Annotated in this window: 23 protein-coding genes and 2 tRNA genes; 6 read left to right on the top strand and 19 right to left on the bottom strand. The window is 45.9% G+C overall.

Annotated elements, in window-relative coordinates; genetic code table 11:
- From HZB61_10760 to thrC, 9 genes are all read right to left on the bottom strand, one after another.
- Nucleotides 1-1,692: hypothetical protein (locus tag HZB61_10760; GenBank protein ID MBI5057082.1), on the bottom strand; the 1,692-nt coding region annotated here is incomplete at its 3' end.
- A 234-nt stretch (nt 1,693-1,926) separates the two neighbouring features.
- Complete coding sequence (gene pheS / locus HZB61_10755) at nt 1,927-2,943, bottom strand: phenylalanine--tRNA ligase subunit alpha (GenBank protein ID MBI5057081.1); 1,017 nt, start codon at nt 2,941-2,943, stop codon at nt 1,927-1,929.
- Nucleotides 2,933-3,292, bottom strand: coding sequence for a 50S ribosomal protein L20 (rplT, locus tag HZB61_10750; protein ID MBI5057080.1), 360 nt, complete (start codon nt 3,290-3,292; stop codon nt 2,933-2,935). The genes pheS and rplT overlap by 11 nt, the downstream gene beginning before the upstream one ends.
- Nucleotides 3,293-3,519: 227 nt before the next feature.
- Entirely contained in the window at nt 3,520-3,714 is a 195-nt protein-coding gene (gene rpmI / locus HZB61_10745) for a 50S ribosomal protein L35 (GenBank protein MBI5057079.1), read from the bottom strand.
- A 29-nt stretch (nt 3,715-3,743) separates the two neighbouring features.
- Entirely contained in the window at nt 3,744-4,241 is a 498-nt protein-coding gene (locus HZB61_10740; GenBank protein ID MBI5057078.1) for a translation initiation factor IF-3, read from the bottom strand.
- Nucleotides 4,238-5,986 carry a threonine--tRNA ligase gene (gene thrS / locus HZB61_10735; protein MBI5057077.1) on the bottom strand — a complete coding sequence of 583 codons (1,749 nt, stop codon included), beginning with the start codon at nt 5,984-5,986 and terminating at the stop codon, nt 4,238-4,240. Before thrS ends, HZB61_10740 begins: the two co-directional genes overlap by 4 nt.
- 102 nt (nt 5,987-6,088) lie before the next feature.
- Nucleotides 6,089-6,163: transfer RNA gene (locus tag HZB61_10730), tRNA-Val, on the bottom strand.
- 84 nt (nt 6,164-6,247) lie between these two features.
- Complete coding sequence (locus HZB61_10725) at nt 6,248-6,481, bottom strand: hypothetical protein (GenBank protein MBI5057076.1); 234 nt, start codon at nt 6,479-6,481, stop codon at nt 6,248-6,250.
- A gap of 111 nt (nt 6,482-6,592) precedes the next feature.
- Nucleotides 6,593-8,053, bottom strand: coding sequence for a threonine synthase (thrC, locus tag HZB61_10720; protein MBI5057075.1), 1,461 nt, complete (start codon nt 8,051-8,053; stop codon nt 6,593-6,595).
- A gap of 279 nt (nt 8,054-8,332) precedes the next feature.
- On the opposite strand from thrC, the gene HZB61_10715 reads away from it, so the two are divergent.
- Genes HZB61_10715 through HZB61_10705 form a run of 3 tightly spaced genes read left to right on the top strand, consistent with a single transcriptional unit; the run spans nt 8,333 to nt 10,052 of the window.
- Nucleotides 8,333-8,785 carry a CBS domain-containing protein gene (locus HZB61_10715; GenBank protein MBI5057074.1) on the top strand — a complete coding sequence of 151 codons (453 nt, stop codon included), beginning with the start codon at nt 8,333-8,335 and terminating at the stop codon, nt 8,783-8,785.
- Nucleotides 8,786-8,804: 19 nt separating this feature from the next.
- Nucleotides 8,805-9,161 carry an antibiotic biosynthesis monooxygenase gene (locus HZB61_10710; GenBank protein ID MBI5057073.1) on the top strand — a complete coding sequence of 119 codons (357 nt, stop codon included), beginning with the start codon at nt 8,805-8,807 and terminating at the stop codon, nt 9,159-9,161.
- A gap of 36 nt (nt 9,162-9,197) precedes the next feature.
- Nucleotides 9,198-10,052 carry a hypothetical protein gene (locus HZB61_10705; protein MBI5057072.1) on the top strand — a complete coding sequence of 285 codons (855 nt, stop codon included), beginning with the start codon at nt 9,198-9,200 and terminating at the stop codon, nt 10,050-10,052.
- A 219-nt stretch (nt 10,053-10,271) separates the two neighbouring features.
- Here HZB61_10705 and HZB61_10700 read toward each other — a convergent pair whose 3' ends face one another.
- The 3 genes from HZB61_10700 to HZB61_10690 form a co-directional block, all read right to left on the bottom strand.
- Nucleotides 10,272-11,663 (bottom strand): glycosyltransferase family 39 protein, encoded by a 1,392-nt coding sequence (locus tag HZB61_10700; GenBank protein MBI5057071.1) that lies wholly within the window; start codon nt 11,661-11,663, stop codon nt 10,272-10,274.
- A 159-nt stretch (nt 11,664-11,822) separates the two neighbouring features.
- Nucleotides 11,823-12,245: a type II toxin-antitoxin system VapC family toxin gene (locus tag HZB61_10695; protein MBI5057070.1), complete on the bottom strand. Its 423-nt coding sequence runs from the start codon at nt 12,243-12,245 to the stop codon at nt 11,823-11,825.
- Nucleotides 12,242-12,475 carry a hypothetical protein gene (locus HZB61_10690; GenBank protein MBI5057069.1) on the bottom strand — a complete coding sequence of 78 codons (234 nt, stop codon included), beginning with the start codon at nt 12,473-12,475 and terminating at the stop codon, nt 12,242-12,244. The genes HZB61_10695 and HZB61_10690 overlap by 4 nt, the downstream gene beginning before the upstream one ends.
- Nucleotides 12,476-12,631: 156 nt before the next feature.
- Here HZB61_10690 and HZB61_10685 point away from each other — a divergent pair, with 156 nt between their 5' ends.
- Entirely contained in the window at nt 12,632-13,114 is a 483-nt protein-coding gene (locus HZB61_10685) for a hypothetical protein (protein ID MBI5057068.1), read from the top strand.
- Between the two features lie 117 nt (nt 13,115-13,231).
- Here HZB61_10685 and cysK read toward each other — a convergent pair whose 3' ends face one another.
- The 5 genes from cysK to HZB61_10660 all read right to left on the bottom strand — a co-directional run bounded on the left by cysK (nt 13,232) and on the right by HZB61_10660 (nt 18,300).
- Nucleotides 13,232-14,143, bottom strand: a complete 912-nt coding sequence (gene cysK, locus HZB61_10680; GenBank protein MBI5057067.1) for a cysteine synthase A — start codon at nt 14,141-14,143, stop codon at nt 13,232-13,234.
- A gap of 126 nt (nt 14,144-14,269) precedes the next feature.
- Nucleotides 14,270-15,412 carry a GHKL domain-containing protein gene (locus tag HZB61_10675; GenBank protein MBI5057066.1) on the bottom strand — a complete coding sequence of 381 codons (1,143 nt, stop codon included), beginning with the start codon at nt 15,410-15,412 and terminating at the stop codon, nt 14,270-14,272.
- 109 nt (nt 15,413-15,521) lie between these two features.
- Nucleotides 15,522-15,607 (bottom strand) — tRNA-Leu (locus HZB61_10670).
- A gap of 156 nt (nt 15,608-15,763) precedes the next feature.
- Complete coding sequence (locus HZB61_10665; protein MBI5057065.1) at nt 15,764-17,317, bottom strand: 4Fe-4S binding protein; 1,554 nt, start codon at nt 17,315-17,317, stop codon at nt 15,764-15,766.
- A gap of 92 nt (nt 17,318-17,409) precedes the next feature.
- Nucleotides 17,410-18,300: a DUF362 domain-containing protein gene (locus HZB61_10660; GenBank protein ID MBI5057064.1), complete on the bottom strand. Its 891-nt coding sequence runs from the start codon at nt 18,298-18,300 to the stop codon at nt 17,410-17,412.
- Nucleotides 18,301-18,488: 188 nt separating this feature from the next.
- Here HZB61_10660 and motA point away from each other — a divergent pair, with 188 nt between their 5' ends.
- Nucleotides 18,489-19,337 carry a flagellar motor stator protein MotA gene (gene motA, locus HZB61_10655; protein MBI5057063.1) on the top strand — a complete coding sequence of 283 codons (849 nt, stop codon included), beginning with the start codon at nt 18,489-18,491 and terminating at the stop codon, nt 19,335-19,337.
- On the top strand, nt 19,334-20,587 hold the full coding sequence (locus HZB61_10650; GenBank protein ID MBI5057062.1) for an OmpA family protein: 1,254 nt from the start codon (nt 19,334-19,336) through the stop codon (nt 20,585-20,587). Before motA ends, HZB61_10650 begins: the two co-directional genes overlap by 4 nt.
- Before the next feature lie 114 nt (nt 20,588-20,701).
- On the opposite strand, the gene HZB61_10645 is transcribed toward HZB61_10650, so the two are convergent.
- Both HZB61_10645 and HZB61_10640 read right to left on the bottom strand, forming a co-directional pair.
- Nucleotides 20,702-21,370: a transposase gene (locus HZB61_10645; GenBank protein ID MBI5057061.1), complete on the bottom strand. Its 669-nt coding sequence runs from the start codon at nt 21,368-21,370 to the stop codon at nt 20,702-20,704.
- Between the two features lie 82 nt (nt 21,371-21,452).
- Nucleotides 21,453-21,926, bottom strand: coding sequence for a hypothetical protein (locus tag HZB61_10640; protein ID MBI5057060.1), 474 nt, complete (start codon nt 21,924-21,926; stop codon nt 21,453-21,455).
- Between the last annotated feature and the right edge of the window lie 692 nt (nt 21,927-22,618).

Genomic DNA, 22,618 nt, shown 5'->3' with positions numbered 1-22,618 from the left:
TGCCGCGTATCCGCAATCATATCCGCCATTCAGTGTTACTGATTTATTAAGGTTGAGGTTGAAGCTCTCTGTAAACGCCGCAGCCTGAACTTGAATCGTATCCCCGTCTCCAGCCGCGTCGTAAGCCGCCTGAAGCGTGGTGAAATACACAGGACTTGTCCCTGGAATTCTTGCCGGAAGCCCTCCGGGATATATGTTGGCATCGTTATCATTGCAATCAACATCCGCAAGATAACCGTCGCCGTCTGAATCAATTATGACGGCAAAATTGTCGAAATGCGAATGGCTGTAAAGTGCCGCAAGTCCGATTGGGCCGGCCCCGGTATTTGTAAAAGCCGCCTCTGTCTTGTAAACATATCCGCTTCCGTCCCTGTCATCATCCACATACAGCCTTGCTGTGTTGCCGTTAATCTCAACCCTCAACCTGTACCATCTCGCTGCATCAACCGGCTCTGATAATTCCGCAAGGTCATGCCAGCTCCCATCATAATATCCTATCAGCCATTTATTAAGCCCTTCTTTGGCCCCGGCATATTTGAAATCGTTAGGCCCCTGATAGTCGAAAATAATAAAACCGTTGGTATACAGCACATCATCAGGCTGCATGAAGAGGTCTGATTCTATTACCACGGGATTGACTGTTTGTGAATTGCCGAGAACCGTGATCGCCAAAGTCCCGGCTGCGTCCAAACCGCTGTATTCGCCGTTCTCATAAACCCAGTCGCCGGACACAGACATCCAGACATTAGTGCCTGCCTGAATAATCGTCCCGTAATCCCCCACGGCAACAAAGGTATTATTGCCGCCATAGACTACGCCGCCGAGTGTATTGGCAGTTATTGATGTCCTCTGCGTCCAGGCTGTCCCGTCAGGAGAAGTGAGAATTGTTCCGTTTGCTCCCACTGCTACAAAGGTATTGCCCCCATAGGTGACGCCGTAAAGCCTGTAGTAAATCCCCGGGGTCCTCTGTGTCCATGTTGTCCCGTCAGGTGACGTGAGGACCGTTCCGTTGTCTCCCACAGCGACAAATGTATTGACGCCATAGGCGACGCCATAGAGGCCATTGGCAGTCCCCGATGTCCTCTGCGTCCAGGTTATCCCGTCAGGTGACGTGAGGATCACCGGATACCCCACAACAACAAAGATGCCGTTGCCATAGGTGACGCCCCCGAGATAATTGACAGTCCCCGATGTCCTCTGCGTCCAGGTTGTCCCGTCAGGTGACGTGAGGACCGTTCCGTTTGTTCCCACTGCTACAAAGATATTGCCTCCATAGGTGACGCCGGTGATGAAATTGGCAGTCCCCGATGTCCTCTGCGTCCAGGTTGTCCCGTCAGGTGACGTGAGGATCGTTCCGTTTGTTCCCACTGCTACAAAGATATTGCCTCCATAGGTAATGTCATTAAGAGGACTGGTTGTCCCCGATGTCCTCTGCGTCCAGATCGTCCCGTCAGGAGACGTGAGAATTGTTCCTGTGTTTCCCACGACAACAAAAACGCTGCCGCTGTAGGCGACGGAAATCAGGTTACCTCCAGATAAGGAATCCCTGCTCTGCCAGTCATCAAGCGGCTCAGTAAAGGGTATAAAAACCGCGGGGCTCACACTCCGGCTTAACGCCGACACAAAGATAAACAGTAAAAAGCATAATACAGGTGCTGAGAAAAACCGGTGGGTAACTTTCTTTATCATCATATTCCCCTTTCGATAAAGATTACTTTTGAAAAAGGTTCGTAAAGAATTAATGAGTTGTAAGATGTTACAGCTTAAGAGCAAATGGTTAACTTAACTTAAAACAGATTATATGAAAAGTCAATAAAAATCTTGGTAGTGGGTCAGTTTGGGAAACTGACCCACTACCAAAATCTTTGATAAGGTGTAAGTCGGATTTTTCAGATGGAAAATGCCCGGTCTGACAGTTGGGATCTTCTAAAACTGCTGCAGAAACCTTTTATCGTTCTCGTAAAAAAGTCTGATATCGTCAATCCCGTACTTAAGCATTGCAACGCGTTCGATTCCCATTCCAAAGGCAAACCCTGTATAGACCTCAGGATTATATCCTGCCATTTCAAATACCCTTGGATTGATCATGCCTGCGCCGAGGATCTCAAGCCATCCTGTATTTTTACAGACATTGCATCCGGCGCCTTTGCAAATGACGCATGATATATCAATCTCCGCGCTCGGTTCAGTGAATGGAAAGAAGCTCGGCCTGAAGCGTAACTTCGTATCAACTCCGAAAACCATTTGAATGAATACTTGCAAAACGCCCTTCAGGTCGCTCATTGTAATATGCTTGTCAACCATGAAACCTTCCAACTGGTGGAACATCGGGATGTGCGTCACATCAGCATCGCACCTGTAGACCTTTCCAGGGGCGATGACCCTTAGCGGCGGGGCAGTATTCTGCATGACACGCACCTGCACGGATGAGGTATGTGTCCTCAAGACAACGTCATCAGATATGTAAAATGTATCCTGCATATCGCGCGCGGGGTGGTTCTTCGGCATATTGAGCGCTTCAAAATTATAGAAGTCGAGTTCGATCTCAGGGCCTTCTTCAACGTTGAAGCCTAAAGAGGTAAATATTTTTATGATCTCATCAAGCACCTGAGTTGTGGGATGGAGACGCCCGGTTGGGATGTAGCATCCGGGGACTGTAACGTCAATGCGCTGGGTCTGGAGAATTTTATTCAGTTCGGCGGTATTGAAGGTCTCTTCATATTTACGGAGAAGGTCTTCAATATATATCTTTGCTTCGTTTAAAACACGCCCGTATTCGCGTCTGTCTTCCTGAGGAATAGAGCCGAGGGATTTAATCTTGACGGTAAGGAAACCTTTTTTGCCAAGGTATTTGATTTTCAGATCTTGTATTTCTTTAAGGCTTTCAGCTTTCTCGATTTCGTCCCGTGCAAGATTCTTTATGGACAGGATATCATTGAGCATTACCCTTCTTGACCATTTCTACAAGGTTGTTAAAACCCTGCGGATCGTTGTAAGCCATGTCAGCAAGGGCCTTCCTGTTCAGCGCGATATTAAGTTTCTTGAGTTTGTTCATGAATTGGCTGTAAGAAATTCCCAGCGCCCTTGCCGCTGCGTTTATCCTTATAATCCACAGGGACCTGAAGTCTCTCTTCTTCAGCTTTCTGTCTTTATAGGCATAGGTCAATGCTTTGTCAACCGCCTCGGTTGCGATCCTGTACAGGCTATTCTTTGCTCCATAATAGCCTTTCGACATCTGGAGAACTCTCTTCCTTCTCCTTCTTGTTTTAAAACCACCTTTAGCTCTCGGCATTTATAGTTACCTCCTGAATTTACTATTTACATTATGTCATTGCGAGCACCCAAAAGGTGCGCGGTCATTCTGTCTAACACTTAAGAGACTGCTTCGCCGTTACGCTTCTCGCAATGACAAGTATCAGACAATCTCGAAACGTAATTATACAGTATTTATTAAAATTTTTGAATACGTAATCTATTAATTATAAAAAGATGATGCGGATATGCCTGATCAGATGTATATTAATTAGGGAGCATTTTCTTAACGTGGTCAAGATTTGCCTTATGTACTAATCCGCTCTTTCTTAGATGTCTGGTCCTTTTAGAGGCCTTGCTTGCTAAAAGATGGCTCTTATACGCCTTAAATCTTTTTATCTTTCCGGTCGCAGTCTTTTTAAATCTCTTTGCAGCTCCTCTGTGTGTTTTCAGTTTTGCCATTTCTACCTCCTCTCTCCGTATTCTGTTTGTTACTTCGGCCCGAGAACCATTGTCATGCGGTTGCCTTCCATTTTTGTGGACTGCTCAACATTGGCTGTCTGAGAAAATTCTTCAAGGATGCGGGTAAAAACCTTTTGCCCTATTGACGCGTGAACAATCTCTCTGCCCCTGAACATCATGGTGATCTTCGCCTTGTCTCCATGCTCTAAAAATTTCTGTATGCTTTTCATCTTGAAAAGCAGGTCATGCTCATTGATCTGAGGTCTGACCTTTATCTCTTTAACATTTATAGTCTTGCTTTTTGTTGAATGCTTTTTGCTCTGCTGGTAACGGTATTTGCCATAGTCCATTATCCTGCAGACAGGAGGCGCGGCACCCGGGGCCACTTCTACAAGATCATAATCCTGCTCTTGTGCAAGCTTAACTGCGTCTCTGACATCCATGACCCCCAACTGGCTTCCGTCGCTGCCTATCACTCTAACTTCTCTTGCCCTGATCCACCTGTTTATCCGTAACTCTTTTTCTATGATTTCCTCCTGTTTGAGATTTCATCTTTGAGAAATGCTATTAATTTTTCAACTGACATTTCCCCGACATTTTCTCCGTTTCTTTTCCTGATATTTACAGTATTATTTTCTAATTCTTTATCACCTATTATACACATGTAGGGTGTTTTTAATACAGTAGCTTTCCTTATCTTATAACCTATTTTCTCATTTTCGCCGTCCATGTCAACCCTTATCCCCTCCTTAATCAAGGAGTCCATTATGCCCCTGCAATATTCTACATGTCTGTCCGAAATAGTCAATAAGGACAGTTGCACCGGGGAAAGCCATAACGGAAACGCCCCCGCGTAATGTTCGATCAGCACGCCGAAAAAGCGCTCCAGCGAGCCCATGAGCGCGCGGTGTATCATTATCGGCCTGTAGTCCTTGCTGTCCGCGCCCCTGTACGTAATGTCCAGCCGTTCAGGGATATTGAAATCGACCTGTATCGTACTGCATTGCCATTGCCTGCCGAGGGAATCTCTGACCTTGATATCGATCTTGGGCCCGTAGAAAACACCTTCGCCCGGATCGATTTCGTATTTCAATCCTTTATGTGTGAGCGCCTGCTGCAATGCATCGGTTGCCTTTTTCCACGCATCTTCAGTGCCCACGTATTTTTCAGGCCGTGTTGAAAGGTATATGTCATAATCTGAAAATCCAAAGGTCGCCAAAATGAAGAGTGTAAATTCCAGCACCTTCAGCACTTCAGTTTCGATCTGATCTTCCCTGCAAAATATATGAGCGTCATCCTGTGTAAAACCCCGGACCCTTAGAAGCCCATGCAGCACGCCTGAGCGCTCATACCTGTAAACAGTGCCTAATTCTGCAAAGCGCAGAGGCAAGTCCCTGTAGCTCCTCAACTGGCTCTTAAAAATATATACGTGGAAGGGGCAGTTCATGGGTTTTATTTCATAATCAAGACCCTCTATCTCCATCGGCGAGTACATGTTCTCTCTGTAAAAATCCAGGTGGCCTGTCTTCTTCCATAAATCAAGTTTTGCCATGTGAGGCGTGTAGAGAATCTGATAACCCGACTTGTAGTGTTCGTCCAGCCAGAAGTTTTCAATGGCCCTTCTGATCGTTGCTCCACGCGGATGCCAGAGGACCAGTCCTGAACCAATATCATCGTTCATGCTGAAAAGGTCCAGCTCTTTTCCAAGACGCCTGTGGTCTCTCTTTTTGACCTCTTCAAGGAAATCAAGGTGCTTTTTTAATTCATCTTTTGTCGGAAATGAGACCCCGTAAATGCGCTGGAGCATCTTGTTCTTTTCATCCCCGCGCCAGTAAGCGCCTGCGACGGACAGAAGCTTGAACGCCTTAACTTTTCCTGCTGATTCCAGATGCGGGCCCCGGCAGAGGTCAATGAAGTTACCTTCCTCATAGAGGGAAACCGTCTCATCCGGGATCTCATTTATAAGTTCCACCTTGTAGGTCTCGCCGCGCTCCTGGAAAAACTTTACAGCTTCCCCCTTTGGCATCTCTTTTCTCACAAACGGTTTGTTGGCCTTTATGATCTCCTTCATTTTTTCTTCGATGCGGGGCAGGTCTTCCTGAGTAAAAGCATGATCGCAATCGAAGTCATAATAAAAGCCGTCCTGAATAGCAGGGCCTATCGCAAACTTTGTGTCCGGGAAAAGTTCTTTAACAGCGTGGGCCATTATGTGGGAAGTGCTATGGCGGTAGACTTCAAGAAATTCCTTATCGTTTTGCGCAGATTCTAAAATTTAAACCTCCCTGTAATAGCTTTTAGCTGTTAGCTTGCAACAAAAAAAGCTGGGTAAAGCTTCTTCGGCTGACCGCTGATAGCTGTCTGCTTTCTTAAAAAATGGTAGGCACGAGGGGTATCGAACCCCTGACCTCTTCCGTGTCAAGGAAGCGCTCTCCCACTGAGCTACGCGCCTTCAATGTGTGTCAATTATCAAAACAGTATTCTGTATGATATTGAAAATATTAAAGAATGAAGGAAGCTTTGTCAAGGTATCGCGCTAACCGCTTTCAATAATGACACCGCAGTCTTCACATCTGTATTTTGAAATTCCTGTTTCATTCACCTCTATCTCTTCAAAGTCATAACGTTTCTCGTTGTGTGTCTCAAAACATTCAGGACAAAAACTCTTTCCGAGTTCATCAGCCTTGATTGTCAAATGGCAGCGCCTGCACCGCAGCATGTTCTTCGCCGCAGGCAATAGCACGAGATTACTGTGTTTGCATGACGTCATATCGAATACCTTATTCTCAAACCAATTGTCCCTCCGCTCATAACCAATTGGGCAGGCACAGGGGCCTGCCCCTGCTTTTGCACTTTTGCTCTATGGCACTTTGGAACTTTCCTACTTGCCGTTAATCAGTGCTTCCAGTTTCTCGACGATCGCGCCCGGCTCGGCAGGCACCCTTTTGGGGCGGATGGCTTTAAGATCTACCCTTGCCAATTTTTTAACTGCAGGGCACTGCGGAATGGGGATGTCCGGATAGTTTTTCTGAAAATCGGGAAACTTCGACGGTGACGCGGTCTCAAGCACAGCGATAATTGATTTGTCGCCGCTGAAATACTGGCGGTATCTGAAAGACGCTGCCACGCCTATTACTCCATGCGGTTCGAGGACGATGTTATTTCTCCGCCAGAATCTTACGATGTGCGCCTCGATATCTTCGTTCGTGATAATGTCCTCTCCGAAAACATCTTTGCGCAGGCTTCTCACCACCTCCGGCGAGATGCTTCTCTTTTCTAAAAGAATATCAGGTATATTTTCCGGTGATTCGCCGTACAGGTAAAGTATACGCTCAAGGTTTGAGGGCACGGAGATGTCCATTGAATTTGCAAGCGTGTTCTTATTGCTGAGACTGCCGGAGGAGGTCCCTTTACCGACAATGTTCGCAAAGATATTATTTGCGTTAGTTCCGGCGATAAAAACCTTGACAGGCAGACCCATCCGCTTTGCTATCAGTCCCGCGGTGAGATTGCCGAGATTGCCCGATGGCACAGCAAATAAAATATTCTGGCCGGGGAACTTCCTGTTGAGCTCCAGCCAGATATGGAAGTAATAAACGGTTTGAGGCAGTAACCTCCACACCGATATGGAATTGGCCGAGGTGAGATTAAACCGTTCACGGATATTATTATCATTAAGCAGCCTCTTGGCCAATTGCTGGCAATCATCAAAATTCCCATTGACCGGGACAGCGCGGACATTTCCCGTTACCGAGAGCATCTGTTTTTCCTGCACATCGGAGACCCTGTCGGCGGGGTACAGGACGAGGACATTCGTGTTCGGCACGCCGTAAAAGGCCGTCTGTATCGCCGTGCCGGTATCACCTGATGTGGCAACGATGACAGCAGCCCGTCTCTTTTTGATTGAGAGATAATGGCCCATAAGCCTTGCAAGAAACCTCGCGGCAAAGTCCTTGAAGCTGCACGAAGGCCCCCTGTCAAGACGCGCAATCACAAGATTGTTGTCATCAACGGCTTCCTCGATCGGGATGATCGTTTCACTGTACGCGCCTTCACAAATGTCCGCAAGAATGACATCGGATATATCTTCTTTAGGGAGAAAGCCCCTCATTATCACCCATGCCAGTTCCATGTAGGTAAGACCTGATAAATTATTGATGGCCGCCTCGGTAAAACAGGGAAGACAGGCCGGCATGAAAAGCCCGTAATCAAAAGAAAGACCCCTTTCAAGCACAATATTCCATTGATAACGGTTCTTCCCGACATGGTCCCGCGTAGAGACGAACAGGTGCTCGTCTTCCAGACTATCGGGCAGAAGCTGACGCAATTTATTGATGTCCATTTAAGTCTCCTTTGTAAAACATGAACGCGCGATTTAAATGCTCGTACTTATAATTTATGCAATCGATGTCTCCGTGGTCAAGTGCGCTGGTCCTCTGGCACTTTTGCTCTTATATACTTTTGCTCCTCTGCACTTTTGAACTTTTGCCCTTCCATCTCCCCGTTATTTTGTTAAAGTTGTATAATAACCGCATTCATGCGTTAGCGCTTTTTCGCTGCCATAATACGCCGCATGAAGCGATTTTATAATTGAAAAGAAATAAGATGGAGTGACCATGCAATGTTAAAAATCAAGGATGTACTGCTGTCAAAAAGTTCTGCTGTCTGGTCCATAGGCCCCCAGGACACCGCCTATACGGCTATGGAAATCATGGCGGAAAGGAATATTGGGGTATTAGTCGTCATCGACAGGGACAAGGTCGCCGGAATCGTTTCCGAGAGAGACCTGGCCAGAAATATAATCCTGAAAGAATTGTCCCCCAAAGAAGTGCCGGTCAAAAAAATAATGACAAGGGAAATCTATTGTATTACTCCAGACAAGTCCGTTGACGAGTGCATGGGCGTCATGATAACTGCGCGCATCCGCCACATGCCTGTCTTTGAGAACAAAAGGCTGATCGGGGTCGTAACTTATGGCGATATCGCAAACGCGCTGCTCCTGGAGCAGAAAATAAAGATCCAGGACCTGGAGAACTACACTGCCTGCGAGTCATTCTCATTCGATGAGAAATAGTCATGCGGGATGACCAATAGTGAATACCACTAAAGAGAGGATTAGAATGAGAGAATATGTGATGATTCCGTTTCAGGTGAAGGAAGAAAAACTTGATGAGGCGAAGAAAGCGATAAATGAACTTATCTCAAAGGTGAGGGAAAAAGAGCCGGGAACACTGCTCTACAATTCACTTCAGTTAAAGCAGGACCCGACAAGGTTTATTCACTTTATAATTTTCGCAGACAACAACGCGCACATGAAACACCGCGCCGCGGCATATGTAATGGACTTTGTGGAAAAGCTGTACGAACTTTGCCCTGAGGAACCGTTCCCTGTCTTTCTTGAGAATTTTGATTCATGCGGCATTGCCGTTGAAACATTGGAGCAGAGGTAAAAAGGGCAGACACGGCCTGCCCCTACGATTTAACTTATGAACTACATTAATATTGACAACAGGTCCGGGCTTCGATCATACCTTGGGAAGTTTGAAGAAAAAGGGCTCCATATCATCGCACTGGATATAGAGGCGGAGTCCAATCTGCACGCTTACGGAGAAAGGTTATGTTTAACGCAGATCTTCGATGGAGTGAACAAGGTGATCATCGATCCGTTCAGGATAGATACCGCTACCCTCAAACTCCTCTTTGAGAATGCGAACATACTGAAAGTAATGTATGACGCGGGGAGCGACTTATCTTTACTTAAAAACTCCGCCGATATAGAAATTAAATCGATACTGGATCTGAGGCCGGCTGCCGATCTCCTTGATTATGACAAGAAGGACCTTCATTCGGTAATTGCATTTGAACTTGGAATATTTCTGGAAAAGAAAAAGAAATTTCAGAAGCATAACTGGGCAAACAGGCCTGTATTTGAAGAGGCAATTGATTATGCCCTCAACGATGTCATACATCTGCTTCCATTGAAGGACGTTATTTTAGCGAAACTGTACGCAAAGAAATTATTTGAGCCCTTTTTCCTGAGGAACCTGCAGATCCAGAACAAGGATTACACCAGGAACCCTGAAGACAAATACAGGAAGATAAACGGATACGGCAGGCTCCGGGACGACAATAAGGCCGTTTTCCGCAAAGTTTTCGATATCAGGGAAAAGTACGCGAAACGATGCGACATGCCGCCCCATAATGTTATCCATAAAGCTGACTTGATCAACATAGTCAAAGACCCAAAATACGTTAATAAACTCCGGTTCTCAAAAAGGATCAGCACGGATTTAATTCAGGACATACTGCACGAACTGAGAGCGGCGGTTGAAGCGGATTAAATGTGGCTATGCATAGATTACTTCTTGCAGGCACTATCTTTAAATAGTGCTGGTGTTGCATTCATAAAGCGCAGCCTGCCCCAGTGTGCCAAGAGGATTATCTGATCCGGGCAGCCTGAAACTGTGGACGCTTTAAACAGAACTCCCGTCAATCTGGCACTTCCGATGATGTTATCATTCGGCAGGAGGCCGCCTGTATGTATGGGAGGTTAAGGTACACTAATAAGACTTTGTCAAATAAATTTCATCACGCTTGCCGTTGTTCTCAATTATCTTGTGCGGACTAAGATTTTGCTGATTAATTATTTCCTTAATCTTCCTGTTATTGGGGTGTCCCTGAAGGGTATAAATAATGATGTCGCAAGGCTCGTCGACCCTTACAACTTTTACAGGCTTATTCACATATCCCAGATAAGGGTATTTTAGCGCGACCGAAACGGGCCATTCGGCCAATACTGTTTTCCCGGGAAAGGTTTCTTCTATATATTGGCACGTCTCTTTATGTGTCCGGACTACGTCCACATATTGCATGTCCGTATCAAAACCGCCGCTGTGCTTTTTACTGCTGTAAGTCTTGCCGATAAAAACAGCAAGTATAACAATTACGATAGCTATCCGGAGCCTCGAATCTTTGAATAGTTGGACAACGGAATATGCGCCGAGAATGCAAAAATACGGAAGGACAGGCAGGATATAACGTCCACCAAAATAAATAAAAGAAAAAGTCCCTACAAAGAATAAAAAAATCATCATAAAAAGAGCAATTTCTTTTTTCCGGACTATTGTCTTTTTATTGATAAGTAAATTCAAAACGATCAAGGAAGTCAATATTATTCTGCCCTGCTTATAAAAGGCCCATTTTATACTATCAAAATTAGGCCGTAAGAATGGATTGGAATCAAAATATGTATTAGGAAGGAACATACCCGTGGTTATTTTTTGTACTATAAAGAAGACGCAAAGCAGGATAAAAGGGACAGCATATTTAAGGGTTTTGATTTTTACATCAGGGCGGGTCCTGTCCTGAAGATAGGAATAAAGCATTATTGCAAAGAGTATCGCTGCCGCAGATTCTTTGATCGTAAAGAGATATAAACCGCAGGCGAGATAAGCCATGTATCTTTCCTTAAGCATGAAGTATACGCACATGATTCCTAAAGAAGCGACGAGAAGCTCCGGATAAGCAATGCCTGACAGGGTAAAATAGAGCGGCGTAAAAAATAATAACAGTGAAGCTAACAGCCCGGTTACGCGATCAAACAAATGGCTCGACAGTAAGTATGTGAAATATACGCCCAAGAATGAAAAGCCTGCCATAAATAAATGGGGCAGCCATATTTTTTCACCAAAAACTTTAAAAAATAAAGCCAGGGTCAGGTGAAAACCGGGGGGATGACCGAAAAACACTTCGGGAGGATGAAGTCCCGGTAAAACTCTAAGAAGGCTGCCCTCGGCTAACCAGTGAGCGGGGACGACAAATGCGCCCATCTCGTCCCAGTGATATGGAAGGTTTAAAACGTTGGCCTTTGATATAAAAACTATTAAGAATAAAATTCCACCTATTACGACATCATACTTAGCATCTTTTCCGACAACACTGTTCTCTTGCATAATTTAAGCAATGATTATACGTCAAGCAGCTTTAAAGGGCAATAACTCGAATTGCCTTGAATTGCCTCTGAACTATTCAGCGCCGCAGAGCAACAGAACAATAATAGAAGAGCGAAAGTGCCAAAGTGTGAAAGAGTGGAATTCCCGGTTAACAAGCATCTATGGGATATCCTCGATCCATAGAATATGTTTCTTTAGATTGGACTTATGAAAGGCTTTATATAGTTTGTTGTCCGCAGTAATTAAAGCGCACTCAGCGCTCAGTGCAAGTGCAACATAGATACAGTCATAAAATGTCTGGTTGTGCTCCTTTGCTATATCTAATGCATCAGCCGATAGGTCGAAGCTCTTATGGATCTGAAAAGTTATAGCCATGAAATCCTGCATAATGCCGCTGACATCTTCACCGGACAACTCTTTCCGGCGCCATTTCTTCCATAAGACATTTCCCATCTCAGCATAAATTAAATCCGGGGCATAGAGTTCAACAGCACTGTCCAGTACCCGCAAGGAGGCCTCTTCGTGAATTTCAGGGACAAACCACTTGATGCTCACCGACGCATCTACAACATATTTCTTCAACGGTCCCGGTCCTCTCTTATCAGTTCCGCGCTGTCGCTGAACTTTTTGCCTGCGAATTTCTTGCGCCACTGCTGGACCCGTTTTCGCGCCTCTTCCATGGTGATTTTTCGCGCGGCCTCTTCCAGAATTATTTTTGCTTCACCCTGCAGGGAACGGTGATGACGCTTTGCCCGCACCTTGAGCCGGTCAATGGTTTCAGGTTCAATATTTCTTACAAGTAATTGGGCCATGCTTTCTCCTTTATAATTAGTGATAGCATTATGATAGCAAATTGACCTGGCCGATGCAACTCGATTTACATCACCTCTGCCCTTTTTCACCAGTGCGGAATGTGCAAGTCAGATAGTATGCTGGCAAATGGGATGCGTTATCTTTATAATTAAACAATGACTCGGATTAAAATATGCCCTAATTGCACCACTGAGTATTTCCCGCATATCGAGCGCTGCGCGGATTGCGGCGCGGTCCTGCTGACGCCTGAGGAAAACAAAAAGATGCAGGAGGAAAAGAAGCGGTGCATGGATAAGTCCCTGGAGAATACGGTCGTTGTCAGGGAAGGCGGTTTAAAGTGGATGGATGAGCTTTATAATGTCCTGATCGATTCCAATATCTCCTGCGCTGTCAATACCGATGCCGGCTGCAAAAAAGGATGCTGCGGCGATACATACCGGCTGCTGGTGTCATCGCAGGATGCTGAGAAGGCGAATGAGCGCATAGAGGAACACTGCGCTGAGATACATCCTGAGCTGCAGGCTTCAAGGGAAATGATGAGCCAGGGGAAGTGTCCGGCATGTGCCTCTCCTGTGAGTGATGACGCGGTAGAATGCCCCGATTGCGGCTTGACCCTTATTATTATTGAAGACAACTAACATCAAAGAGTAGTCAGTAGACGGTAGTTTGGGAGCCCTAACTACCGTCTACTAACTACTTTTTTTGTCGATTATAGAAATTCAGGAGCAGACTTTTATTTCGGCCGCCATTGCTTTTTAGTACAGCCCCTCTACTGACAGATACCTTTCACCTGTATCGTAGCAGAACGTAAGTATGCGGCTTCCCGCCGGGACCTCCTTTATTTTTTTCGAGACCGCTGCGAGAGACGCTCCTGAGGACACGCCGACAAATATCCCTTCTTCTTTAGCGCACCGCTGCGCGTATTCAAAGGCCTCTTCTTTTGTGACCAGTATGATCCCATCCAGAAGTTCTTTATGGAGTATCCCCGGAATAAACCCCGCGCCGATTCCCTGTATGGGATGCGGGCCGGGCTTGCCGCCGCTGAGAACGGGTGAAGCGGCCGGTTCAACGGCAAAGACTTTCAGATTTGGAAACTCTTTCTTGAGGACCTGAGAACATCCTGTTATGTGTCCGCCTGTTCCAACGCCTGTGATCAAACAATCAATGCCTTCGGGAAAATCCCTGAGGATCTCCTTAGCGGTAAACTTCCTGTGCGCCTCTGTGTTGGCCTCATTTTCAAACTGCTGGGGCATCCATGCATTCGGCACTTCCCCGGCCATCTCCGCGGCTTTATCAACCGCCCCTTTCATCCCCTTCTCTTTCGGGGTAAGAACGAATTCAGCTCCATAGACAGACATCAGCTTGCGGCGTTCAATTGACATTGATTCAGGCATGACGAGAATGAGCTTGTATCCCCTGACAGCCGCGACCATAGCAAGGCCGATGCCTGTATTGCCGGAGGTCGGTTCAATGATCACGCTGTCCTTTTTGAGAATGCCTTTGCTCTCAGCGTCTTCTACCATTGATAACGCTATACGGTCTTTGATGCTCCCGCCGGGATTTGAACGCTCCAGCTTCATCCAGACCTCAGCCCTGTCACCGAAAAGTTTATTGATCTTTACATGGTCCGTGTTGCCGATTGTCTCAAGTATGGTCCTGACTCTCATTCCAGCCTCCTTATGTTTAACTGCATGGTAACGTTTTATTTGACTACAATATTATGCACATTATTCTGCGGCAATCAACTTTTCAGGAAAAATGTTTGAAACGAATAATGCGGAAATTAATTGGCGCTACTTTTTCGGCAAGGTGAAATAAAACGAGGCCCCTTCATCGGGTTTTCCTTCCGCCCAGACCCTTCCGCCGTGTTTTTCAACAACTCTCCTTACTATGGCCAGCCCGATGCCGGTCCCCTCATACTTGCTTGGCTCATGTATCCGCTGGAAAGAGTCAAAAAGTTTATGACAGTACTTCATATCGAACCCTACGCCGTTGTCCTGAACGTAATATATGTTCTCATTATTCTCTGTACGGCCGGCGGCGGTGATCACTGTTGTCTTGCGGGTGCTTGTGAATTTGACAGCGTTCGATAATAGATTAACAAGGACCTGGCGGACCATTGACATGTCGCCATAAGCCGGCGGCAAGGCCCCGATCTTCAGATGCATGGACCTTCCCCAGGCAGCCTGCTTCATGTCCTCAAATATACTTTTGATCAGGGACTCCATATTTATTTCGGTACGCTGGATCTCTCTTGTGCTCACCCTGGAAAACTCGAGAAGGTCATCAATAAGCTGCGACATTTTTTTCGTATTGCCTCTAATGCTGTTCAGCAATCCTCTTCCGTTGTCGTCCAGTTTATCTGAATAATCAGTAAGCAGGATATGTGAGAACCCTTCAATGATCCTGAGCGGGGTCTTGAGATCATGAGATGCCGTATAACTGAAACTCTCCATGTCCTTGTAAGAAGCCTCAAGCTGCGCCGCGTGAAGGCGTAACTCCTCCTCGAACCTTTTTTCTCTCGTGACATCTTCCAGCACAAGCAGGGCGTATGTGCTGTCCCTGTAGGGAAAAGCGCTTGCTGTTATCGAAAGGTAGACCTCCTGTATCCCGGTGTCTGCAAGGTGTTTTACTTTTGTGGTCTTTCGGAAAACATTTTTCCCCTTGAAAACCTCGGTCACAGAATTTCTGATGACACACTCTTTACAATGCGCTGAACGCCCGCACCCTTCGGGCACTTCATGGGAGTAGAGGCAGTTTAAGACCTCCCCTCCTCTTTTCAACAGGATTGCTTCCCTGTCTTTGTTTAATAATTTTAACGCGGAAGAATTCAGATGGTGTATACGGACATCGGAATCGACAATAAAAAGAAAGGAAGGAACGGCATCAAATAAATTCTGTAAGAAATCAGCGCTCCTGAAAAATTCTGCTTTCATAATTCCATGCTTCTTTATTGAGGAGTCGACAAGAATAATAATTCCTGTTTTACAGGGATATGTTAAAAAATCTAATGGTTGTCAGTCAAACTTTCAATTAATTCATAGGTGGTGCCGGAGGGGGGACTTGAACCCCCACGAGGTTGCCCTCAGTGGATTTTGAGTCCACCGCGTCTGCCATTCCACCACTCCGGCGGCTTAGCTGTCAGGGGTTAACTGCAAGCAATCAGCTAAAAACAGAGCCTATATTTTTGCTGACCGCTGATAGCTGACCGCTTCCAGCAATATAGATAAATAAGATAAATTAACCGTTGAATAATATCAAGGGCGGAAGAGAAGCAGCGGGTTTTCCTACGACAGGAGCAGCCGGTTTTTGTCCGATCGTGATTCGCCGATGTTTGTCACATAGATAGCAGGCTGACTTTTTACCGGGCACTTTGCCTCGCATATCCCGCAGCCGATGCACAGTTCCAGGTCCACCCTCGGCTGTTGAATCTCAATGGCCCTGCCCTCTCTGTCTTTCACAATGCTTTTTTCAAACCAGACTGCCTTCCTTGGCGTAGGGCAGACTTCCTCGCAAACAATACATGGGGTTGCATGAGCGTGAGGCAGGCACCTGTTTTTATCTATCATAGCAAGACCTATCTTGACCCTCATCTTTTCTTCAAGCGGTAATTTTTTTATGGCGCCTGTGGGGCATACCTGTCCGCAGAGCGTGCACCTGTTCTCGCAATATCCGACTTTCGGCACAAGCATTGGCGACCAGATGCCCTCAAGTCCCGCTTCAAGAAAGGCCGGCTGAAGCCCGTTGGTAATGCATACCTTCATGCACTCGCCGCATTTCACGCACCTTTTTAAAAACTCGCTTTCCTCAAGAGAGCCCGGAGGCCGCAGGAGCTTTGTTGAAAGCATATTGGATTGTGAAAGCGGATTTACCCTTAGTAAAGGAACGGCAACAACACCTCCCATCATAGACGCGACCACCCTGCGCCTTCCGAGGTCAATTCCCGTCGCTGGTTTGGGACCTGCGGCAGAATGAAATCCGAAGCTGACCGCATTTTGCGGACAAATGTCATCACAATTCCAGCAGTAAAAACATTCCGTTGGTTTCCATTGGTCTTTTTTATCGGGCGAGACATTGCCCTGACACTCTATAGAACACGCGCCGCATTCCGTGCATCCCTCGCTGACCGATCTTTTAAGAAGTGAATACCTTGAGAGGATGCCGAGGAACGCGCCGAGGGGGCAGAGGTACCTGCACCAGAATCGTTTTTCATAAAGGTTCAAACCAAGTATCAGAAAGAAAATCAGCCCGACAAACGCGGCCTGTCTGAAATGCGGCTGCTGAAATGATAGGACGCTTTGCTTTAACAGAGAATATATTGATTCCGAGACATCAACAATGCCGCGCGGATTTAGATCATAAACGGTATCGAACATTGCCCTGATGCCGTAATTGAACAGCGGGTAAACACTGAGAGAAAAGGACCTGATAAGCAGGGACAGCGGGTCCATGACGCCTGTTAATTGCATTGTGAATAATGAAGACGCGAGGAGGAATATCATGAGATAATATTTGACCTTGTTCCAGTTGAAATTATTACCCCCCGCCTTCCTTCTCTTGAAATAACTTACGATGTTATTCAAAGTTCCAAGCGGGCAGGCCCAGCCGCAGAAGACCCTCCCTAAAACCACTGTCGCGATAATTACAATGAAAGATAAATAGAAGGCTTTCTGCGCGGCATGTGATGACAGGAGAGTGGTGACAAAGATCAGCGGGTCAAAATCCAGAAAGAGTTTTACAGGATAACCGAGCTCGTCCGCGCCCTTTGACTCTGTTTGAATAAAGAGGAAAAGAAAGACCAGTAAAAAAATCGCCTGTGATGATCGTCTAAGATTCTGCATTTATATTTAGTATGGATAATGATTAACCACAGAGGCACTGAGACACAGAGAATAAATTTCTTATCTCCGTGCCTCAGTGTCTCCGTGGTTTTCTAAATACTTATCTTTTTAACATTGACCTTTGAGAGGTCCATCGTGCCAAGACCTGACTGCGCCGCGATCCTGACGTATCCGAGGTCGCTGCCTTTCATTCCAAAAAGTGTTGCCCCGTATGAATCCACCGCGACCTGGTCTGCCCCGACGATCACGGTATCGAGCTTCTTCACATCGGAAAGACTTCCGCCCTGAGGGCCGTTTGCTGTCAGTATCCTCACAGCGTCAAGCACTGTGAGAGCCGGTTTGATCTTCAGTGAGAGATCAACAAGGCTCTGGTCCAGCTTCTGGTGGATCTGGTTTCTTTCTCCGCCCATGACGCCCATCCAGTTTTTCATCGACATCGTGATCTTGGCAAGCCCGTGATGTTTTGCGATCGGGATATTTATCACCTTGTCAGCCTCAAAAATTTCCGTATAAAGCGGCCATTCCTTTATCGCCTCCCCCTGTATCTTCATTGACTTGAATTTTCTTTCATCTGTAAAGATCACGTCCGCCCCGGCGTTCTTTGCGGCATCGGCAACCCCGCTTTGAACATAGCATCTGCGGGGGTCATTCACGGACCTGTCAAACACCTTGACCTTTTTTGCGCCAGCCTCAAAACACAGCTTCACAACCGTAGCGACAACTTCGGGATTTGTGTTGGCGGCCTGTTCAGGCAGCCTGTCCCACGCCATATTAGGTTTTATGACTACAATGTCGCCTCTTGAGACGAACTTCTTCATCCCTCCGAACGTGTCGATCGCGGCCCGTGTGATCTTTTCAGGAGAGGCCCCGGTGGCAACGGCAAGCGAGGTCTCGCTTGGATCAACTAAAGCTTCGATGCTCTTTGGGATGGAAAACCCGATCCCTGCAATTCCTGCTATTTTCAAAAAGTCCCTGCGGTCCATATCTGCCTCCCGTTTAAAAAGTTTTCTACAATATTATCTCAAACGCCGTCTTTTCTCAATCCGCAATTTTGGCAGTAAAAGGCATTATCTATGTTAAAGTTCCACCCTGTTTTTACCGATATAATTAGTAGATTTAATATGGGGAACCGCTTGGAAGTGAGAGAACCTGAATTTGGAGATGTAAGCTTATGTTTGTAATCATAGGAATGGTTGTTGTCCTTGGGGCTGTTATAGGCGGTTACCTGCTGGAACATGGGAATATTAATCTTCTTTTTCAGCCGGTTGAGCTTCTCATTATCGGCGGCGCCGCAACCGGAGCATTCTTTATCTCATCGCCCTCAAAAGTTGTAAGCAGCGTCTCAAAAAATATTTCCAGGGTTTTCTCAGCTAAGGGCGCGACCAAAGCTGAATTCCTTGAGATTCTCGGGTTACTCAATTCTATATTTTCAAAGATGAGAAAAGAAGGCCTTATCGCTATTGAGGGTGATATTGAAAACCCTAAAGAGAGCGCTATCTTCACCAAGTATCCAAGTGTTGTCAAAAACCATCACGCCGTCAATTTTATTTGCGATAACCTTAAAGTGATCATCTCCGCCAATGTCTCATCCTTTGAGCTTGAAAATATAATGGAGCTCGAAATGGAGTCGCATCATCACGAAGCAATGATACCGGCGCATAGTGTCTCAAAAGTTGCCGACGGTCTGCCTGCACTTGGAATTGTTGCTGCGGTCCTCGGTGTTGTTCTTACAATGGCAAAAATCTCCGAGCCGCCTGAGGTGCTCGGACACAGTATCGGAGCAGCTCTTGTCGGAACGTTTCTTGGAGTTTTATTGAGTTACGGATTCGTGGGACCGATAGGGACGCATCTCGAACACATTGCTGAAGCAGACATGAAGCTCTTTCAGGTCATCAAGATCGCGCTTGTGTCCTTTGTCGGAGGCGCAGCGCCTCAGATAGCGGTTGAGTATGCAAGACGTGTTATTCCTTCGGACGCAAAACCCGGCTTTACCGAGCTGGAAGAAGCCATGAGAAAATGAGTAAGGGCAAAGCAGTAATCGTTAAAAAAGTCAAAAAAAGCGGCGGAGGGGGACATCACGGCGGCGCATGGAAGGTTGCTTATGCCGATTTCGTGACAGCCATGATGGCATTTTTTCTGCTGATGTGGCTCATAAATATGACATCCGATGAAAAAAGGGCTCGTCTCACCATGTATTTCAAGAACTTCAGCATTTTCGACTCTGGCGGCACATCCTGGATGGACAGATCGAGTGAAATATTTAATGAGGCCGGGGAGACCAAACAAAAGGCGATGATGGAGAAGTATGCGGAAACTGTCACTAATTTAAAAGACATGGAAGATGAGCTCAAAAAAGGCATCTTGAACCAGCTGGGGGACGCAAAAGACCAAGTAGTGGTGGACACTGTGGATGGGGGCGTCCGCATCCAGATGACAGATAAAGACGGCAGCCTTATGTTTGAGACAGGCAGCAATAAATTGACGCCGAAGGCAAAGAACATTCTCCAGGTAATAGGAAATAATATCAAAAGCATTCCAAGCAAAGTTGCTATAGAGGGGCATACCGATGCCTTGCCATATTCAAGAAGCGATTACAGCAACTGGGAGCTTTCCACTGAAAGGGCCTCAACAGCAAGAAAAGAGCTTGAGGCGAACGGACTCGACGCTCAGAGAATTGTCCGCGTTTCAGGGTTTGCCGACAAGGACCCTCTAATAGGTGACAATCCCTCAGACCCTCGCAACAGGCGCATCAGCATCATTTTGAAAGCTCCTGACGCCGGTTATAAGCCTGTAAAAGTTACTGAGCAGCCTGTGGCAAAAAAGGAAGAACCGGACCTTCTAATTAAAAAATTTGACGAAAACCTTTCTTTGGTAATCGATGGGGCGCAAAAACCTCCCCCCGCGAAAACTGAAATTAAGTCCGCCTTAACAAATGATGATGCTCCTCCTGCGAAAAATTGGGGGGCCGTTATAAAGAAGGATGAATGGAGCCCTGTGGTAACACCGGTAATAAAAGACGCATTACCTCCAGTAATCGACAAACCGAAAACGAACCCTTCGGCAAAACAAATGGAGCACAAAGAGTTTTACAACAGCATTCAGACTTCTAATACCGCAAAGCCTGCCGCTGTCCCGGTAAAGAAAAAAGAAACTGCGCCTGTCATAAAGAATGTCGAAAAAGAGCCGGTCCCGACTGTAATTAAAAAGACACCTTCCATAATTAAGGAACTTGCAAGCCCGATCATATCAAAAGATGATTTGTTCAGGTAGCAACTCTCAAACTCTATCCTCGGTTTCCTTGCCATGCGTCACGTTAGCAATGCACCTTTCAAATGTCAATAAGGACACAAGGACACATCCCATATTTCCAAGCCCCATAACTCATCATCTTACTTTTCTGGGTCTCCCCGGTGGCTTCAAGAAAAATCTTCTCTGAAATTTATTTTCCATTTCACCGACAAACTCCTCCCTCCCAAGCGGCCTTCCTGTCCTCGTGTAATATCTTATCTCTTTCATCTCATCTTCAGGGACATTTGTCCGCACAAATTCTGCGTAATCCTTCCTTTGCTTTTCATCAAATAGTAGTTCGCCTATAATTTCGTCTTCCGTTCCATTCAGGTGAGCACGTGCACTCGAATAAGGAAATTCATCAGCCGCCTTCACCATCTTTGCACGAACAGGATTTTGTTCAATGTATCTTGCCACCGCCCACAGATACTTCTCGTTATCAACTATGCATGAATGATATCTGCTTTCCCATAGTCTGCCGGTTCGCTTATATTTTCTGTTCGTATATTGTGTGTAGCATAAAGCTATCCCCTGCATCATTTTGTAAAGCGATAATTCTTCAAGCGGTTTGACTAACAGATGGATGTGATTTGTCATTAGACAATATGCCAACACAGGTGATTTCCATTTATCAGAATACTTCTTCAATAAAGACAGGTATTTCTCTTTGTCCTTTTTATCGAAGAAAACCTTCTCTCTATTATTCCCTCTCTGAATGACATGGTGCGGATATTCCTCCGCTACCACTCTTGCTATTCTCGGCATAATGTCCCCTCATTCTTGTCCCTTTTGTGTGCAGTGTTTTAACGAATGGATTTCAACACTGTCAAAATATGGGATGTGTCCCTCATTTTGTCCCCACATTCACCGAGCCTGTGTTTGTCTTGATCTCTCCGTATGGATAGTAGAACAGGTCTTCAACCTTATTCCCTGCCGCATCGGTAATGATACTGCTGCTTCCAAGATGATCGGTATGATAGTAATTGGTCTCCGTGCCTTTGAAGCTCGCTATCCTCTGGCTTCCTGCAAAGATATACTTTGTACACTGCCCCGTGCCGGAATTGCATTCGTACAACTGTCCGACGTAGGTGGTTATGTCCTCCATAGGCGATGAGATCATCTTCTTAACCCTGTTGCCAAAGGCGTCATAGACATTGACCGTAGCAGTGCCATTATAAGTGATGCTCGTCGCCCTGTTGTCATAGTCATAGGTAAACGTCCTGCCAACTCCTGACATCATGTTGCCATTAGCGTCGTATTGATAACTGTCTATCAAAGTTCCATCTGCTTTTTTGATCTTGGTTACCGCGTGTTTATGCAAAGGATCGCGTATAACTGCAAATACGGCTATTACTATTACAACGGGTGTCCACTATTGACATCAGATATCATGTAACACTAAGAAGGGCGGAAGGAAAACCAAAAGCAAAAGAGCCGTCCAATTCATCACTTACGCCAAATCCCGCTGGAGCAAGTGAAGTCCTTTGTCTTGTTAAATCAATATATATTCCTATCTTGTCTGTTCCTGCCAAATTTATTAATCTTGCCGGTGTCGATGATGTCCCTACTGCAATATCTCCGGTGCTCCCGTCAACTTTTAAATTTGTCTGTCCCGCCAACATTCACATTCCTCTCAACAACAAAATCTCCCGCATAGAGATTTGATGCAATAAAAAAAACTCCTGCTGTTAAAGACAATATTTTTTCTTCATCTCGTACTCTCCTTTCGGTGAATAGAATTTAAATAAAAATCTTGATGGAAATTTTTTTATGGTGTATTAATTTACCACGTCGAAGAGGCTCTGTCACCTGTCCTTTCGGACAGGTAACAGAGCTCTTTATTTGCATGGTTGCGCAAGTAATTATTAATGTTCTCATAATATAGTCTGAACATTCCTGTGGCGTCATTCCCGCATGTCTTTAGCGGGAATCCAGTAGTTTTAGTCTCTGGATGCCCGATTAAAAACTTCGGGCATGACGGACAAAGACCGACAGTTTGTAAATATTATTTTG

This window comes from Nitrospirota bacterium, assembly GCA_016214845.1.
Classification (GTDB): domain Bacteria; phylum Nitrospirota; class Thermodesulfovibrionia; order UBA6902; family UBA6902; genus SURF-23.
The sequence above is the reverse complement of the archived record's forward strand: the minus strand, read 5'-3'. Positions and strand labels throughout refer to the sequence as shown.

Bases quoted from the DNA above. Each gene is read 5' to 3' on its own strand.
- pheS (MBI5057081.1), bottom strand. From the start codon at position 2,943: ATGCTCAATGATATCCTGTCCATAAAGAATCTTGCACGGGACGAAATC.
- rplT (MBI5057080.1), bottom strand. From the start codon at position 3,292: ATGCCGAGAGCTAAAGGTGGTTTTAAAACAAGAAGGAGAAGGAAGAGA.
- rpmI (MBI5057079.1), bottom strand. From the start codon at position 3,714: ATGGCAAAACTGAAAACACACAGAGGAGCTGCAAAGAGATTTAAAAAG.
- HZB61_10725 (MBI5057076.1), bottom strand. From the start codon at position 6,481: ATGACGTCATGCAAACACAGTAATCTCGTGCTATTGCCTGCGGCGAAG.
- thrC (MBI5057075.1), bottom strand. From the start codon at position 8,053: ATGGACATCAATAAATTGCGTCAGCTTCTGCCCGATAGTCTGGAAGAC.
- HZB61_10715 (MBI5057074.1), top strand. From the start codon at position 8,333: ATGTTAAAAATCAAGGATGTACTGCTGTCAAAAAGTTCTGCTGTCTGG.
- HZB61_10705 (MBI5057072.1), top strand. From the start codon at position 9,198: ATGAACTACATTAATATTGACAACAGGTCCGGGCTTCGATCATACCTT.
- HZB61_10700 (MBI5057071.1), bottom strand. From the start codon at position 11,663: ATGCAAGAGAACAGTGTTGTCGGAAAAGATGCTAAGTATGATGTCGTA.
- HZB61_10690 (MBI5057069.1), bottom strand. From the start codon at position 12,475: ATGGCCCAATTACTTGTAAGAAATATTGAACCTGAAACCATTGACCGG.
- HZB61_10685 (MBI5057068.1), top strand. From the start codon at position 12,632: ATGACTCGGATTAAAATATGCCCTAATTGCACCACTGAGTATTTCCCG.
- cysK (MBI5057067.1), bottom strand. From the start codon at position 14,143: ATGAGAGTCAGGACCATACTTGAGACAATCGGCAACACGGACCATGTA.
- HZB61_10675 (MBI5057066.1), bottom strand. From the start codon at position 15,412: ATGAAAGCAGAATTTTTCAGGAGCGCTGATTTCTTACAGAATTTATTT.
- HZB61_10665 (MBI5057065.1), bottom strand. From the start codon at position 17,317: ATGCAGAATCTTAGACGATCATCACAGGCGATTTTTTTACTGGTCTTT.
- HZB61_10660 (MBI5057064.1), bottom strand. From the start codon at position 18,300: ATGGACCGCAGGGACTTTTTGAAAATAGCAGGAATTGCAGGGATCGGG.
- motA (MBI5057063.1), top strand. From the start codon at position 18,489: ATGTTTGTAATCATAGGAATGGTTGTTGTCCTTGGGGCTGTTATAGGC.
- HZB61_10650 (MBI5057062.1), top strand. From the start codon at position 19,334: ATGAGTAAGGGCAAAGCAGTAATCGTTAAAAAAGTCAAAAAAAGCGGC.
- HZB61_10645 (MBI5057061.1), bottom strand. From the start codon at position 21,370: ATGCCGAGAATAGCAAGAGTGGTAGCGGAGGAATATCCGCACCATGTC.